We start from the raw sequence: 14,633 nt of genomic DNA on the forward strand, positions 1-14,633 counted from the left end.
TCGTTGTCTCCTATGCAAGCTTGACGTCGGGCTCCGCACGACCGCGTGCGGATGCCTCGAGCAGAAAGGTGCAGCCTGCGTTCGGATCGGCGGCGCGCGCCGCCGCGTCCATATCCTGCCAGGCGGAAGTGACCAGCAAGCGCGACAGATCGGGACCAACGAAAGCGGGGCAACTCGCCTGCCGTGCCGGCACCTTCAATGAGCGAATGCGCTCGCCCTGCGGGCTGTAGATGTCGATGCGGCCAGCACCCCAGCAGGCATTCCAGATCAGGCCTTCGGCGTCGCACACCGAGCCGTCGAGGCCGCCGATGCCGGTGTGACGCAACAGCACCTGGGGCTCGGCGCGCGGCAAACCGGTGGATGGATTGAGCGGAACGGCATAGAGCACCGCGCGCGCGGTGTCGGCAAAGTAGCCGGTGGCACCATCCGGCGAGAAGCAGATCGAGTTGGGAATGCTGATGCCGGGGAACAGCGTCGAGATCTTGCCGCCATGGAGCGCGTAGATCGCACCGGCCCCTCGCTCGGCCTTGCGGCCCATGGTGCCGATCCAGAATGTGCCGGACTGGTGAACACGGGCGTCGTTGGAACGCGTGGCGGGGTTGTCGGCTTCGAGCGGACAAAACAGCGTCATCGCGCCGTCGGCGATCTGCCGGACGTAGAGCCCGTCCTCCGCGACGATCAATTGGTGTTCGGCATCGATGCGCCCGAGCGCACTCGCCATCCGGCCGAGCGCGTGGACACGGATGTTGCCGTTGCTCAAGTGCGCCTCAAACAGCCGCCCCTCGCGAATGTCGAACCACCAGGCGGTATCGGTGGTTACGTCATAGGTAGGTCCCTCGCCGAGGTGACAAGGCTCCGGGGAGAGAACGGACGTCGGCACTTGTTCCATTATGACGACCTCACCGCAAACCGATAGACCGTGTGATGCCGATAGACCTCGCCCGGCGCGAGGCGCGGGCTCGGGAAATCCGGCCGGTTCGGCGCGTCCGGCCAGATCTGCGGCTCCAGACACATGGCGTCCGACTGCCGGTACAGCTTGCCGCCTTTCCCTGCGATCGTGCCGTCGAGATAGTTGCCGGAATAGACCTGAAGTCCGGGCTGATCAGTGAACAGCTCCATGACACGTCCCGAGCGAGGAGCCTCCAGCCGCGCAGCAAGGTGAAGCTTTCCATCACGCGCCAGGCAGTAGGTGTGATCGTAGCCCTTGCCGTTGCGCAATTGCTGATCGTTCTCGCGGATGCGTTCGCCCACCTGCTTTGCCGTGCGGAAGTCGAACGGCGTGCCGGCGACCGCGCGCGGCGGCTCGGGCAGCGGAATCGCGTTCGGATCGATCGCAAGAAAATGCTCCGCCGCGACCGTGAGCCGGTGGTCGAGGATCGGCATAGCGGACGTCGCCCCTTCCAGATTGAAGAAGCTGTGATTGGTCAGGTTGACGATGGTCGGCCGGTCCGTCCGCGCCTCCATGCTCAGTGACAGCTCGGTCGGGCCGGTGACGCGATAGGTCAGGCGCACATCGAGCCGGCCGGGATAATTCTCCTCGCCGTCCGCGCTGACATAGGTGAGCGTGACCGCGGGCTCGGCGCCCTCGTCGATCTCGGCAATTTCCCAGAGCTTGCGATCAAATCCATCCAGCCCGCCATGCAGCGCATTCGGGCCGTTGTTGACGGCGAGCTGCACCGTCTCGCCGTCGAGCGAAAACTGTCCCTTGGCGATGCGGTTGGCGTAGCGGCCGACGGTCGCGCCGAAAAACTTCCGCGCGGCGAGATAGCCGGCGAACGCGTCGTGACCGAGCACGACGTCGTCATAGCCGCCCTTGGCATCCGCCGCGATCAGCGCCTGCAACACCGCGCCGTGGGTGATGATGCGCGCCTCGAAGCCACCCTCCCCGCGCAGCACGATACGCTCCACCGTGCGACCGTCCGGCAGCGTCCCGAAAGCGTCTCTTATGATTTTTGAGCCAGCCATGTTCAGTCCACAAACGGTTCGACGATATTGCGCTTGCCGAGCAGGAAGGCATCGGCGACGAGACGAAGCGGCGCAAGATCGACATCGCTTGCGCCGGTCGCGGTGAGGTCGACGAAACGCCGGTAGAGTTCGCGATATTCCTCATCGGCTGCCTCGGCAATGACCTTGCCGTCGACCGCCATGCGCCTGCCACCGCCGGACAACGTCATCCGGCCCTGGTCTGTTTCCACGAGGATATCCCAGCTCTGCGGTCCGGTCTGGCGGAAGTCGAACTCGGCGGTGATCGGCAGACCGCCGATGTCGGTCAGCGTCAGGTTCGCGGCGATCGGCGCTTGGCAATTAGCGGGAAAAGCGAGCTCGGCCGCCGTGACGAACACAGGCTTTGGAAGGATACGGGTCAAGATCGACAGCGCGTTGATGCCGGGATCGAACACGCCGAGCCCGCCGGGCTCCCAGATCCACCCCTGCCCGGGATGCCAGACGCGGACATCCTCCTTCCAGCTAATGTGCACGGAGGCGATGCGACGCGCGGCGAGCCATTGCCGCGCCGGCTCGACCGCCGGGGCATAGCGCGAGTGCCAAGTTGCAAACAGCGTTCGCTTTGCCGCTGCCGCCATCGCGATCAGCGGATCGAGCTCTGCGACGCCGGTGCCGGGCGGCTTCTCCAGCATCACGTGTTTGCCAGCGGCGAGCGCCGCGGCGGCCTGAGCGCGCCGCACCTGCGGCGGAGTGCAAAGCGACACCGCGTCGATCGGCGGTCCCAGCTCCAGCAGCTCCTCGATGGTCGCAAAATGCGGCAGTCCCGGCAGCGAGGCGTTGCGGCTCGCGATGGCCGCCAGCGTCGCGCCCGGTGTGGCCGAGATCGCGCCGACATGCTGGTCGCGCGCGATCTTGCCGAAGCCGACAATGGCAATGCGAAGTTCGGTCACGATTCCTCTCCGGATTTCACGGATGGCAGCGCGTCGGCCGGTGCGGTCTCGATCACCGTGTCCTCATGGCGGCGCATGCCGTTGTGAATGACAAAGATCATCGCCTCAGACGCGGCATCGGCATCGCCCGCGGCGATCGCATCGACGATCTTCTGGTGCCAGAGCAGCACGGTATCGCGGTCTTCGGGCTCGACCGGGGCGCTCAGCAGGAACGAGGCGCGAAGAGCGGCCTCGATGACATGGCCGATCGAGCGCATGAACAGATTGCCCGATGCGCGCGCCACCGCGACGTGCAGCGCGAGGTCGGCGTCGGCAAAGCCGACGGAATCGGAAGCTTCGTTCCGCATGCGCTCCATGCTGCGCCGGAGCTGAGCAAGGTCCTCCTCCGACCGCCGACCGGCCGCGAGCATCGCCGCCCGCGGCTCGACCGCGAGGCGAATCTCGGCAAGGTCGTTGAGGAACCGCTTGTCGATGCCGGCGTCCAGATGCCAGGCGAGCACATCGGCGTCGAACATGTTCCAGGCACCGCGCTCGCGCACGACGGTGCCGACCCGCGCCTTGGTCGTGAGCAGGCCCTTGGCGACGAGCGTCTTCACGCTCTCGCGCAACACCGGCCGCGACACGCCGAACATGGCGATCATCTCGGCATCGCCCGGCAGCCGCGTCCCCTCCCCGTAGCGGCCGGCGATGATGTCGACGCCGATCGAGCGGGCCACTTCCGCATGATTGGAATGCGCCCGCCGTGTCGGAATCACCACGATGCGCGAGGTCATGAGGCTGCTCCTGCACTCCTGGTGACCGGCCGGCGCGCGATCGCGACCAGCGCCTGCTGCAAGGCGATGAACGCGAACAGCAGCACGCCGGTCGCGATCTTGGTCCACCAGCTCGACAGCGTCCCGTCGAAGTTGATGTAGGTCTGGATCAGGCCCTGGATCAGAACGCCGAGGAAGGTGCCGATCACCGAGCCCTGCCCGCCCGTGAGCAGCGTGCCGCCGATCACCACCGCCGCGATGGTGTCGAGCTCGACGCCGACGGCGGAGAGCGAGTAACCGGCGCTGGTGTAGAACGAGAACACGATGCCGGCAATCCCTGCGAGCAGGCTCGACAGCATGTAGATCTTGACCGTCATCTTGCCCACCGCGACACCCATCAGGCTGGCAGTCGACCGGCTGCCGCCGAGTGCGTAGACATTAGCGCCGAACCGCGTGAGATGCAGCAGGAGCACGCCGCCGATCACGATCGCGAGCATGATGATCGCGATCGCCGTCAGCCGCCCGCCCCCGGGCAATCGCAGCGCAAAGTCGGAGACCGTCGAATAGACCGGCGCGGTGATCGGCACCGATTCCGTCGAGAGCAGGAAGCTCGCGCCGCGAGCCAGGAACATTCCTGCGAGCGTCACGATGAAGGGCGGCAGATCAAAGACATGGATAACGGCGCCCATCGCCGCGCCGAACGCAGCAGAGAGCACAAGAACCGCAACGAAGGCGACGAACGGCGGCATACCCCAGCGCTCGATCGCAAGCGCAACGAAGACGGTGGTGAAGCCGATCACCGAGCCGACCGAAAGATCGATCCCGCCGGAGATGATGACGAAGGTCATGCCGGTCGCCACGATTCCGAGGAAGGCATTGTCAGTGAGAAGATTACCGACCACGCGGGTCGAGGCAATGTTGGGAAACTGCACCGCACAGAGCGCAAAGCCAGCAACGAGCACCATGGCCGTGACGAGGACGGGCGGCAGGCCTTTCATGCTTTCGTCCTCCGCAGCCGCGCGACGATGCCGGCGACACCTGAAAATTTCGGCGATTGCAGCAGCAGCACTGCCAGCACCACCACCGCCTTGACCAGCAGGTTGAACTCCGGCGGATAGCCGGACAAGAGGATGCCCGTGTTCATGGTCTGGATGATCAGCGCGCCGAGCACCGCGAGGATGAGGCTGAAGCGGCCACCGAACAGCGAGGTGCCGCCGATCACCACCGCGAGAATGGCGTCGAGCTCGAGCCACAGGCCGGCATTATTGGCATCCGCCCCCATGATGTCAGCCGCCGCGATCACGCCGGCGAGCGCGGCGCAGATGCCGCACCAGACATAGACCGCCAGGATCATCGCGCGCGTACCGACGCCTGCGAGCTCGCTCGCCCGCGCATTGCCGCCGGTCGCCTCGATCAGGAGCCCGAGGGCCGAGCCGCGCACCACCGCGCCGGTGAGGATCAGCATCCCGAGCGCGATTGCGACCGGCACCGGCAGGCCGAGCACCGCACCGTTGCCGAGCCAGACCAGATCGGGCGAGGTGAAGGTCACGATGCGTCCCTCAGTGATGAGCTGCGCGATGCCGCGGCCGGCCACCATCAGGATCAGCGTCGCGACGATCGGCTGCATGCCGAGCACGCTGACGAGAAAGCCGTTCCAGAGGCCACAGAGAAGGCCCGCGCCGAGCGCGGCCGCAAGTACGACCGGAAGGCCGTGACTATCGGCGAGGCTCGCCGCGATCGCGCCCGAGATCGCCATGACCGCGCCGACCGACAGATCGATGCCGCGCGTCGCGATCACCAGCACCATGCCGAGCGAGAGCAGCGCCACCGGCGTGCCGCGGTTGAGCACGTCGATGAGGCTGCCGAACAGCCGGCCGTCCTGGAGACGCAGGTCGAAGAACTGCGGCGACACCGCGCGATCGACCGCCAGGATGACGATCAGGGCAAGAATCTGGGCAAGGCCGCGGCGCGGCAAGAGCGCTGTCATGCCCGGCCCTCATGCGCAACGGCGGCACCGTCAGCAGCAATGGCCGCGAGAATGTTGGTGACGTCGATCGCCTCACCGGTGAGCTCGTCGACATGGGCGCGATCGCGCAGCACCACGACGCGGTCGGAATAGGTCACGATCTCGTCGAGCTCGGAGGAGATGACGAGCAGCGCGAGCCCGTCGTCGCAGAGCTCGCGGATCAGGCGGATGATCTCGGCATGCGCACCGACATCGATGCCGCGGGTCGGCTCGTCCAGCACCAAGAGCCGCGGCGAGGTCGCGAGCCAGCGCGCCAGCAGTACCTTCTGCTGATTGCCGCCGGACAGCAGACCGACGGGGCGCTCGGGGTCGGGCGGGCGAATGTCGAGCATCTTGACGTAACGGCGCGCGATCTCGTCCTGCTCGCGGCGTGACAGCGGCAGGTAGAGGCCGCGCTTGGCCTGGAGCGCCAGCACGATGTTCTCGCGCACGGTGAGATCGGCGACGATGCCATCGGTCTTGCGCTCCTCCGGGCAATAGCCGAAGCCGTGGCGCACGCCGTCGCGCGGCGTCTGGAGTCGCACCGGGGCGCCCTCCACCCTCGCCTGCCCGCGATCGGCGCGCTCGGCGCCGAACACCAGCCGCGCCGTCTCGGTTCGGCCCGAGCCGAGCAGGCCGGCGAGCCCGACGACCTCGCCGTGGCGCAGCTCGAGATTGAACGGCGCGACATAGCCGGCCTTGCCATAATTCTCGAAACTCGCGCAGACCTCGCGCACTTTATGCTCGCCTGCCGAGGCCCGTTCACTGGTCGTCTCCGCGAGCTCGCGGCCGAGCATCAGCCTGATCAGCTCGAGCCGCGGCAGCGAGGCGGTCTCGCGCTCGCCGACCAGTCGCCCGTTGCGCAGCACAGTGATTCGGTCGGAAATCTCATAGACCTGATCGAGAAAATGGCTGACGAAGACGATGCCGATGCCGCGGCCGGCAAGCTGGCGCATAATGCCAAAGAGGATCTCGACCTCGTGACGGTCGAGGCTCGCGGTCGGCTCGTCGAGGATCAGCACGCGCGCCGAGAGATCGACGGCGCGCGCGATTGCCGTGACGTGCTGCACGGCGACGGAATAGCTGCCGAGCGGCGCGGCGACGTCGATGTCGAGGCCGAAGCCCGCGAGCAGCACTTTCGCGCGGCGGCGCATCTCGGCTTCGCGTACGATGCCGAAGCGCATCGGCTGGCGGTCGAGAAACAGGTTCTGTGCCACCGAAAGGTTCGGCAGCAGGTTGACCTCCTGGTAGACGGTGGCGATGCCGGCCTGAAGCGCCGCCTTGGCCGAGCGCGGCGCAACCTCCGTGCCGCCGAGCCGGACGATGCCAGCATCGCGCGGAAACACACCGGTGATCACCTTGATCAGCGTGGATTTGCCGGCGCCGTTTTCGCCGAGCAGAGCGTGGATCTCGCCGGCGCGGAGCGTGAAGTCGACCTCCTGCAACGCGCGCACCGCGCCAAAGCTCTTGCTGATCCCGCGCACCTGAAGGAGCGGCGGAGCAGGATCGAGGCTGTTTTCCATCGCAACGTCACTCCCGCCGGCGTCCGCAGGCGATGCGGACGCCCAGCCTATTCGTTCGCGCAGCGGTTTCGAAGAGGGTTGCACCGCCGTCCCCCCGCTCAAATGGCGGTCCGGCGGCGCGGCTCCCGCTCAGTAACCGAGGCCCTTCTTGCTGTCGTAGATCTTCTGCGGATCGTCGGCAGCGGTATAGAGCTTCGAGTCGGTCTGGATCCATTTCGGCGGAACGGTGCCCTTGGCCTTGAAGGCCGCGACGACATCGAGCGCGGGGCCCGCCATGTTGGGCGTCAGCTCCACCGTGGCATTGGCTTCGCCGGCGACCATCGCCTTGAAGATGTCGGGAACCGCGTCGATCGAGACGGTGAGGATGTCCTTGCCGGGCTTGAGGCCGGCCTCCTTCATCGCCTGGATCGCGCCGACCATCATGTCGTCGTTGTGCGCATAGACTGCGCAGATCGACTTGCCGCCGCCTTCGGCCTTGATGAAGCTCTCCATCACCTCCTTACCCTTGGCGCGGGTGAAGTCGCCGGTCTGGCTGCGCACCACCTTCAGATTCGGATGCTTGGCGATCGCGGTGTCAAAACCCTTCTTGCGATTGGTGGCGACGCTCGCGCCGACCGTGCCCTGCAATTCGACGACGTTACAAGCCTTCTCGCCAACAGCCTTGGCGAGCCAGTCGCCGGCGACCTCGCCTTCGTGCACGCTGTCCGAGGTCACCGCGGTGAGATAGAGGTCCTTGCCGGAGGGATCGATGTCGCGGTCGAGCAGCACGACCGGGATCTTGGCTTCCTTAGCCTCCTTCAGCACCGCGTCCCAGCCGGTCGAGACGACGGGCGCGAGGAAGATCGCATCGACGTTCTGCGCGATGAAGGAGCGGATCGCCTTGATCTGGTTCTCCTGCTTCTGCTGGGCGTCGGCGATCTTGAGATTGACCTGGCGCTTGGCGGCTTCCTGCTTGGAGACCGAGGTCTCGGCCGCGCGCCAGCCGGATTCGGATCCGATCTGCGAGAAGCCGATGGTGAGTTGGGCGGCGCTGGCCGGAAGCGCGAGCAGCAACGCGCCCGTGGCGGTTGCCGCAAAGAGGGCTTTGAAGGTCATCAGGCGTGTCTCCCCAAGAGTCGTCTTGTGTTATCCCGGGCGCCTGTTGGTAGCATAGCACCCGAAGACCGCTCCTAGCGGGCGGCGGGAGGCACTATTTCACGGAAGTTTGGTTCCGTATAGTCATATTATTTGACTATTTAGTGGAAAGCGCGGGCGAACCCTGTGGGCGGTCATATGACACCCTGAGCGCGATTTTGTTCCGTGGATGCAACGGGGAGATGAAGGAAAGAATGCGGCTCGCCGGCGAACTTGAAGGCCGGTTGAGTGAGCGCAACAGCGAAAGTGCGCTCTCCCGCCGCGCTTGCGGGCGCGCGACGAACTTTGCTCGCTCTGAGAGGGTTGGCGCGGAGACGGTGATGGACGGACTCGCGGAGAGCCCCCTCACCCGAAATCCGCGCCATGCGTGAATTTCGACCTCTCCTCGCAAGCGGGGCGAGGTGAAGTAAAGCTGGCGCTAGATCAGCTTGCGCTGCGCCAGATTTTTCATCAGCGCGCCGATGCCGAAGGTCCAGGGCTCGCATTCGTCGCTTGCGCGCATGCGGTTGACCAGCTTGCCGAGCTGAGGTGCTGCGATCGTGACGATGTCGTCGCGCTTGTGGGTGAAGCCCTGCCCCGGCGCATCGCGATCCTCGACCGGCGCGAACATCGTGCCGAGGAATAGCACGAAGCCATCCGGATACTGATGCACCTTGCCGATCGTCTGCGCGACAAGGTCGGTCGGATCGCGGCTGATCTTGCTGATCGAGGAATGGCCGTTGAGGACAAAACCATCCGGACCCTTCACGTTCAAGCTGATGTCGAGCTTGCGGGCGTCGTCGAGCGAGAAGCTGTCGTCGAACAGACGCAGCAACGGCCCGATCGAACAGGAAGCATTGTTGTCCTTGGCCTTCGACAGCAGCAGCGCGGAGCGTCCCTCGAAGTCGCGCAGATTGACGTCGTTGCCGAGCGATCCGCCGACGATCTTGCCACGGCTCGAGACGAACAGCACCAGCTCCGGCTCCGGGTTATTCCAGGTCGACTTGGGATGCAGGCCTGCATCCATGCCGGTGCCGACCGACGACAATGTCGGCGCCTTGGTGAAAACCTCCGCATCCGGACCGATGCCGACCTCGAGATACTGGCTCCAGGCGTTCTGCTCGATCAGCACCTGCTTCAGCCGCATTGCCTGGTCAGAGCCCGGCTTGAGCTTTGACAGGTCGTCGCCGATCAGCCGCGTCACTTCCTTGCGGATCGCTTCGGCGGAGGCCGGATTGCCCTTCGCCCGCTCCTCGATCACGCGCTCCAGCATCGAGATGGCGAAGGTGACGCCGGCGGCCTTCAGTGTCTGGAGATCGACGGGCGCGAGCAGCCACGGCTTCTGCGGGTCGCGTTGATCCGGCGGCGTGTTGGCCACGATCGCCTCGAGATCGCCGATACGCTCGCCCTTGGTCGCGCTGAGCGCCTTGGCGGGATCGCTCTCCTCGCAGAGCGCGCTAATGGTCGGAAATCTGGCGGTGACGTCGAAGACGCCGTCGCTGCGCACGGCGACCACGGCCGGACCGTTCGCCTGCGGCAGCCAGACGCGCCCTGCCAGCGTGCCCCTTGTTCCATCCTCGGGCAGAAGGTCCCTGGTCGTCAGTGTCGTCATGGCCGCGTCCTCGCTGTTTCTTCGATTGGCCGCGCTCACCCGGCGTCGCGGACCAATCCAGTTGGCGAAGACCAATAAACGTCTGGCTCTGGAAGTCCAGAGCGGTGGCTACGACCCTGCCCGCGCCTTCCGTGCCGCGATCTGCTGCAGCGCCCAACGCGCATTCTTGCGCACATCGGGATCCGGATCGTCGGCGATGACTGCCAGGAATGCCTCACCATCCGGATGGGCGATCTCGCCGAGCGCGGCAGCCGCCTCCTTGCGCAGGTTCGCCTGGTCGTGATTGATACAGTTACCGATCGGGCGCACCGCTCGCTCGACCTTCATCTTGCCGAGGCTGCGGATCGCCTTCAGCCGTACCTGCCAAAATCCATCGGCGAGCGAGGCAACGAGCTGATCGGCGGCGAGTGTTCCATTGACGTTGAGGCCCAGCGTCTCCGCTGCCATCTCGCGGACCATCCAGTCCGCGTCCTTCAATGCGCGAGTGATGGTCTCGGCCGCGGGCTTCATCTGCGAGAAGGCGAGCGCACTCACCGCAGCGCGGCGCACATGCGCGTCGGGATCGTTGATCAAAGCGGTCAGCGCTGGAATGGATTCTTCGAGCTTCAAAAAGCCGATCACCCCGATCGCCTGCACGCGCACGGCGGCGTCCGTATCCTGGAGCGCTTCCAGCGCCGGTTTCAGCGTGTCCTTGCGGCGCAGCTCCTTCAACGCGCGCAGCGCGCCCATACGGACGAACGCGTGAGCATGCTTCACCAGGGGCAGGATGGCGTCGGCGCAGCCGGGATCCTTGAACTCGGCCATGCTGTCGGCCGCGGCCGCAGCCACGATCCGCTCGGGGTCGACCAGTAGCTTGACGAGCGCGCTTGCCGCCTCAGGCCCGTCGAATTCGCCGAGCGCCATCGCAACCTGCTGACGCACGCCGGCATCGGGATCCGACACCATGTTGGCGAGATGGCCGACCGCGGCGGGATCGCCGGAATGGCCGAGCGCGATAATGGCGACGCGGCGCTCGGCGGGATCGGCGGCCTGCAACCGCTCGTCGGCGTCTTCGAGGTCGTCATAGGCTTCGAACGGGCTCGACATGACTACCTCAAGAGATAAGGAATGTTGACGGTGACCGCGCCGGTCGGGCAGTCCGCTTCGCAGGGCATGCAGTACCAGCACTCGTCATAGGCCATGTAGGCCTTGCCGGTCATGTCGCTGATGCGGAGCACGTCGAGCGGGCAGACATCGACGCATACGGTGCAGCCCTTGTCCGCGATGCATCTGGCATCGTCGACGACCACCGGCACCGATGTCTGGTAGGAAGCGAGAGGCATCGTCAATCTCCAATTGGCTGGTGTTGCGGCGGATCACGCACTGGCGCGGATGCGCTGTTTGTCATAGAGGTCCTTCTCGTCGTCGGCGATCGGCACGACATAGGGCTCCACGGCGCGCTTCTCGCTGGTCATCTTGCCGTCCCGCTTGCTCAGCAGGGTATGGCAGAACCAGTTCTCGTTGTCCTTCTCCGGAAAATCCGTGCACCAGTGGTAGAGGCCCCAGCGGCTCTCCTCACGGTAGAGCGAGGCATGCGCGGCCATGTCGGCGCAGTCCATGATCGACTGCACCTCGAGGGCGCGGAGCAATTCATGCGCGTTGCGCGCGATCATGCGCTCCTGCATGTCGTCCCTCACCTCGGCGAGCCGGCGCATGCCGAGCTCGTACTTCCGGGTGACCTTCGGCGGCTGGAGATAGTCGTTGACGAGGCGCCGCGTCTTGTACTCGACCTGGTTCGGCGGAATGCCGTCCTCGCGCTTGGTTGGAGCCATCACGCGATCGCGTTCCTTCGCAACCTCTTCCGCGTCGAACTCCGCAAAGTCGTGGCTGTCGGCGAACTCCATCGCGTCGATGCCGGCGACCGAGCCGTTGGTGAAGGCGCCGAGCATGTAGTTGTGCGGCACGCTCGCCATGTCGCCAGCGGCGTAGAGGCCGGGCACGGTGGTGCGCGCATTGTCGTCAACGAACACGCCGGAAGCGCTGTGGCCGGAGCAGAAGCCGATCTCGGAGATATGCATCTCGATCGACTCGCTGCGGTAGTCGATGCCGCGACCGTGCTGGAACAGGCCACGTGTCGGTCGCTCGACCTTGTGCAGCGTCGACTCGATCTCGGAGATCGTGTCGGGATGGAGATGCTTGAGCTGGAGGAACACCGGCCCCTTGCCGGACAGGAGCTCGTTGTAGAACTCCAGCATCATCTGGCCGGACCAGTAGTCGCATTCGATGAAACGCGAGCCCTCGTTGTTGGCGGTATAGGCACCGAAGGGGCCAGCGACATAGGCGCAGGCGGGACCGTTATAATCCTTGATCAGCGGATTGATCTGGAAGCATTCGAGGTTCGCGAGCGCCGCCCCCGCGTGATAGGCCATGGCGTAGCCGTCGCCGGAATTGGCTGCGTTCTCGTAGGTGCCGAACATGTAGCCGGAGGTCGGAAGTCCAAGCCGGCCGGCGGCGCCCATGCACAGGATCACTGCCTTGGCCTTGATGACGAGCATCTCGGCGGTGCGCGTGTTGACGCTGATCACACCCGCAATCCGGCCGTCGGTCGACTTGAGCAGCCGGGTCGCCATGTAGCGGTTGGAGATCAGGATGCGGGCGCGGCGAAGCTGCCGATACAGCGCCTTCTTCACGGTCTCGCCGTTCGGCATCGGCAGAACGTAGGTACCGATATGATGCACCTTCTTCACGGCGTAGTCGCCGTTCTCGTTCTTCAGGAAGCGGATGCCAAAACTGTCGAGCTCTTCGATGATGTTGTAGCAGTTCTGCGCGTATTTATAGACCGCCTTCTGGTCGACGATGCCATCGTTCGCGATGGTGATTTCCTTGGTGTACTGCTCCGGCGTCGCGTAGCCGGGGATGACGGCGTTGTTCAGCCCATCCATACCCATCGAGATCGCGCCGGACCGCTTGACGTTGGCCTTTTCGAGCAGGACGACATTGGCCTTCGGGTTCTTCAGCTTCGCCTTCAGCGCCGCCATCGGGCCGGCCGTGCCGCCGCCGATGACCAGCACATCGCAGGAAACCTCCGAAAGTCCGTCGACGATCTGATCTAGTGCCATCGCTTACTCCTGGTTCGCCGGAACGTCCGGCGCCTTTGCATCAGATTTGTTCAGGTGGCTTGCCGGCGATAGCAATTAGTTGTCACCGGCGAGAGATTTGGCCCTCAACGCTCCACGAAGGCCTTTTCGATCACGAAGTGGCCAGGCTGGCTGTGGTTGCCCTCCACGAAGCCACGCGCGGAAAACATCGCGTGGAGTTCTTCGAGCATTGCGGGGCTGCCGCACAGCATGATGCGGTCGGTGTCGCGGCTAAGGCCGGACTGTCCAATGTCGTCGAAGAGCTGGTTGGAGGCGATCAGATCGGTGATGCGGCCGCGATTGCGGAACGGCTCGCGGGTGACGGTCGGGTAGTAGACGAGCTTATCGCGAATCAGGGGCCCAAAGAATTCGTGATTGCGCAGATTCTCGACAAGGTGCTCGCCGTAAGCGAGCTCCGAGACCTGCCGGCAGCCATGAGCGAGCACGATGGTCTCGTAGTTTTCGTAGACATCAGGGTCCTTGATCAGGCTGGCGAACGGCGCGAGCCCTGTGCCAGTGGAGAGCAGCAACAGGCGCCTGCCGGGAATGAGATTGCCGGTGATCAGCGTGCCCGTGGCCTTGCGGCCGACCAGGATGATGTCTCCCTCCCTGATTTTCTGAAGACGCGAGGTCAACGGGCCGTCCTGAACCTTGATCGAGAAGAACTCGAGCGCCTCCTCGTGATTGGCGCTCGCCATGCTGTAGGCCCGCATCAACGGCCGGCCGTCGACCTCGAGCCCGATCATCGCAAACTGGCCGTTCTGGAAACGGAAACCGGGATCGCGCGTCGCGGTGAAGCTGAACAGGGATTCGGTCCAGTGCCTGACCGACAGAACCGTTTCCTTCTGAAAAGCACTCATTCTTCGTCTCTCCTTCATTCGCGATGCGCCGCAAAATTTCGGAGAGAGGGGGAGTCCGGCAATGCCGAACTGAAATCCCCGGTCGATTAGTTTCACATTTCGCGGCGAGGACTGAAGAGAAGGCAGCGCGGCGCGGATGATCGCCCCCTTTCTGGCAATTAGTTGCTATCGCTGTGCCGCACGACGACGTAGAAAGGAGCTGGAGGTTGCATGACCATGACCGCGTTGGTGGCGCCGACAGTGACCGACTATCAAGCGAGCGCAGACCTCGCCTCGCTCGTCGTGCGTACGACGGACGATGCCGAGCTGAGCTTGCCCGCCGAGCAGCTCCGCCTCTCCTGTAAATGCGCCCACTGCACGCGCGCCCGCTTCGAAGGCCGCTTCCCCGAGCGCTTCCCGGGCATCGCCATCACCGAGATCGGCGATCTCGGCTACGGGCTGAACATCGCGTTCTCGGACGGGCACAATCGGGGGATTTACCCGAAGCCGTATCTGCTCGGCTTGGCGGGGCTCTGAGCGCACGCAGAGTCGAGGTGCGAAGCGCTAACCACCTTCTCCGCTGTCATGCCCCGGCTTGACCGGGGCATCCAGTGCGCCGCGGCCTATCCGTATCCCATCGCTGTCTCTGGAATACTGGATCGTCCGCCTTCGCGGGCGATGACGGCTGAGTGAATGGCGCCAGCCCATTACAAACGCACCGCCGACCATCTCTCCCCGCCCCCAATCTGGCACGGACATTGCTCCTCTTTAGAACGGTT

General features: G+C 64.9%; 14 protein-coding genes. 1 reads left to right on the top strand and 13 read right to left on the bottom strand.

Annotated elements, in window-relative coordinates:
* Nucleotides 1–10: 10 nt before the first annotated feature.
* From MTX21_RS11135 to MTX21_RS11195, 13 genes are all read right to left on the bottom strand, one after another.
* Nucleotides 11–889, bottom strand: coding sequence for an SMP-30/gluconolactonase/LRE family protein (locus MTX21_RS11135; RefSeq protein WP_280964850.1), 879 nt, complete (start codon nt 887–889; stop codon nt 11–13).
* Nucleotides 889–1,965 carry an aldose epimerase family protein gene (locus tag MTX21_RS11140; protein ID WP_280964851.1) on the bottom strand — a complete coding sequence of 359 codons (1,077 nt, stop codon included), beginning with the start codon at nt 1,963–1,965 and terminating at the stop codon, nt 889–891. The genes MTX21_RS11135 and MTX21_RS11140 overlap by 1 nt, the downstream gene beginning before the upstream one ends.
* A gap of 2 nt (nt 1,966–1,967) precedes the next feature.
* Nucleotides 1,968–2,894 (bottom strand): Gfo/Idh/MocA family oxidoreductase, encoded by a 927-nt coding sequence (locus MTX21_RS11145; protein WP_280964852.1) that lies wholly within the window; start codon nt 2,892–2,894, stop codon nt 1,968–1,970.
* Nucleotides 2,891–3,667, bottom strand: coding sequence for a FadR/GntR family transcriptional regulator (locus tag MTX21_RS11150; protein ID WP_280964853.1), 777 nt, complete (start codon nt 3,665–3,667; stop codon nt 2,891–2,893). The genes MTX21_RS11145 and MTX21_RS11150 overlap by 4 nt, the downstream gene beginning before the upstream one ends.
* Nucleotides 3,664–4,644 carry a galactofuranose ABC transporter, permease protein YjfF gene (gene yjfF / locus MTX21_RS11155; protein WP_280964854.1) on the bottom strand — a complete coding sequence of 327 codons (981 nt, stop codon included), beginning with the start codon at nt 4,642–4,644 and terminating at the stop codon, nt 3,664–3,666. The genes MTX21_RS11150 and yjfF overlap by 4 nt, the downstream gene beginning before the upstream one ends.
* Nucleotides 4,641–5,633 carry an ABC transporter permease gene (locus MTX21_RS11160; protein ID WP_280964855.1) on the bottom strand — a complete coding sequence of 331 codons (993 nt, stop codon included), beginning with the start codon at nt 5,631–5,633 and terminating at the stop codon, nt 4,641–4,643. The genes yjfF and MTX21_RS11160 overlap by 4 nt, the downstream gene beginning before the upstream one ends.
* A complete protein-coding gene (locus tag MTX21_RS11165; protein ID WP_280964856.1) occupies nt 5,630–7,174 on the bottom strand; it encodes a sugar ABC transporter ATP-binding protein in 1,545 nt (514 codons plus the stop codon). Before MTX21_RS11165 ends, MTX21_RS11160 begins: the two co-directional genes overlap by 4 nt.
* A 129-nt stretch (nt 7,175–7,303) precedes the next feature.
* A complete protein-coding gene (ytfQ, locus tag MTX21_RS11170) occupies nt 7,304–8,269 on the bottom strand; it encodes a galactofuranose ABC transporter, galactofuranose-binding protein YtfQ (RefSeq protein WP_280964857.1) in 966 nt (321 codons plus the stop codon).
* A gap of 457 nt (nt 8,270–8,726) precedes the next feature.
* Nucleotides 8,727–9,899 carry a fumarylacetoacetate hydrolase family protein gene (locus tag MTX21_RS11175; protein ID WP_280964858.1) on the bottom strand — a complete coding sequence of 391 codons (1,173 nt, stop codon included), beginning with the start codon at nt 9,897–9,899 and terminating at the stop codon, nt 8,727–8,729.
* 108 nt (nt 9,900–10,007) lie between these two features.
* Complete coding sequence (locus tag MTX21_RS11180) at nt 10,008–10,985, bottom strand: HEAT repeat domain-containing protein (protein WP_280964859.1); 978 nt, start codon at nt 10,983–10,985, stop codon at nt 10,008–10,010.
* 2 nt (nt 10,986–10,987) lie between these two features.
* A complete protein-coding gene (locus tag MTX21_RS11185) occupies nt 10,988–11,221 on the bottom strand; it encodes a ferredoxin family protein (RefSeq protein ID WP_280964860.1) in 234 nt (77 codons plus the stop codon).
* A 33-nt stretch (nt 11,222–11,254) separates the two neighbouring features.
* Nucleotides 11,255–12,997 carry a fumarate reductase/succinate dehydrogenase flavoprotein subunit gene (locus tag MTX21_RS11190; RefSeq protein ID WP_280964861.1) on the bottom strand — a complete coding sequence of 581 codons (1,743 nt, stop codon included), beginning with the start codon at nt 12,995–12,997 and terminating at the stop codon, nt 11,255–11,257.
* 104 nt (nt 12,998–13,101) lie between these two features.
* Nucleotides 13,102–13,875, bottom strand: a complete 774-nt coding sequence (locus MTX21_RS11195) for a ferredoxin--NADP reductase (protein ID WP_280964862.1) — start codon at nt 13,873–13,875, stop codon at nt 13,102–13,104.
* A gap of 210 nt (nt 13,876–14,085) precedes the next feature.
* Between MTX21_RS11195 and MTX21_RS11200 the strand changes: the two genes are divergently transcribed.
* A complete protein-coding gene (locus tag MTX21_RS11200) occupies nt 14,086–14,391 on the top strand; it encodes a DUF971 domain-containing protein (RefSeq protein ID WP_280964863.1) in 306 nt (101 codons plus the stop codon).
* Nucleotides 14,392–14,633: the final 242 nt, after the last annotated feature.

This window comes from Bradyrhizobium sp. ISRA430 (genome assembly GCF_029909975.1).
GTDB lineage: Bacteria > Pseudomonadota > Alphaproteobacteria > Rhizobiales > Xanthobacteraceae > Bradyrhizobium.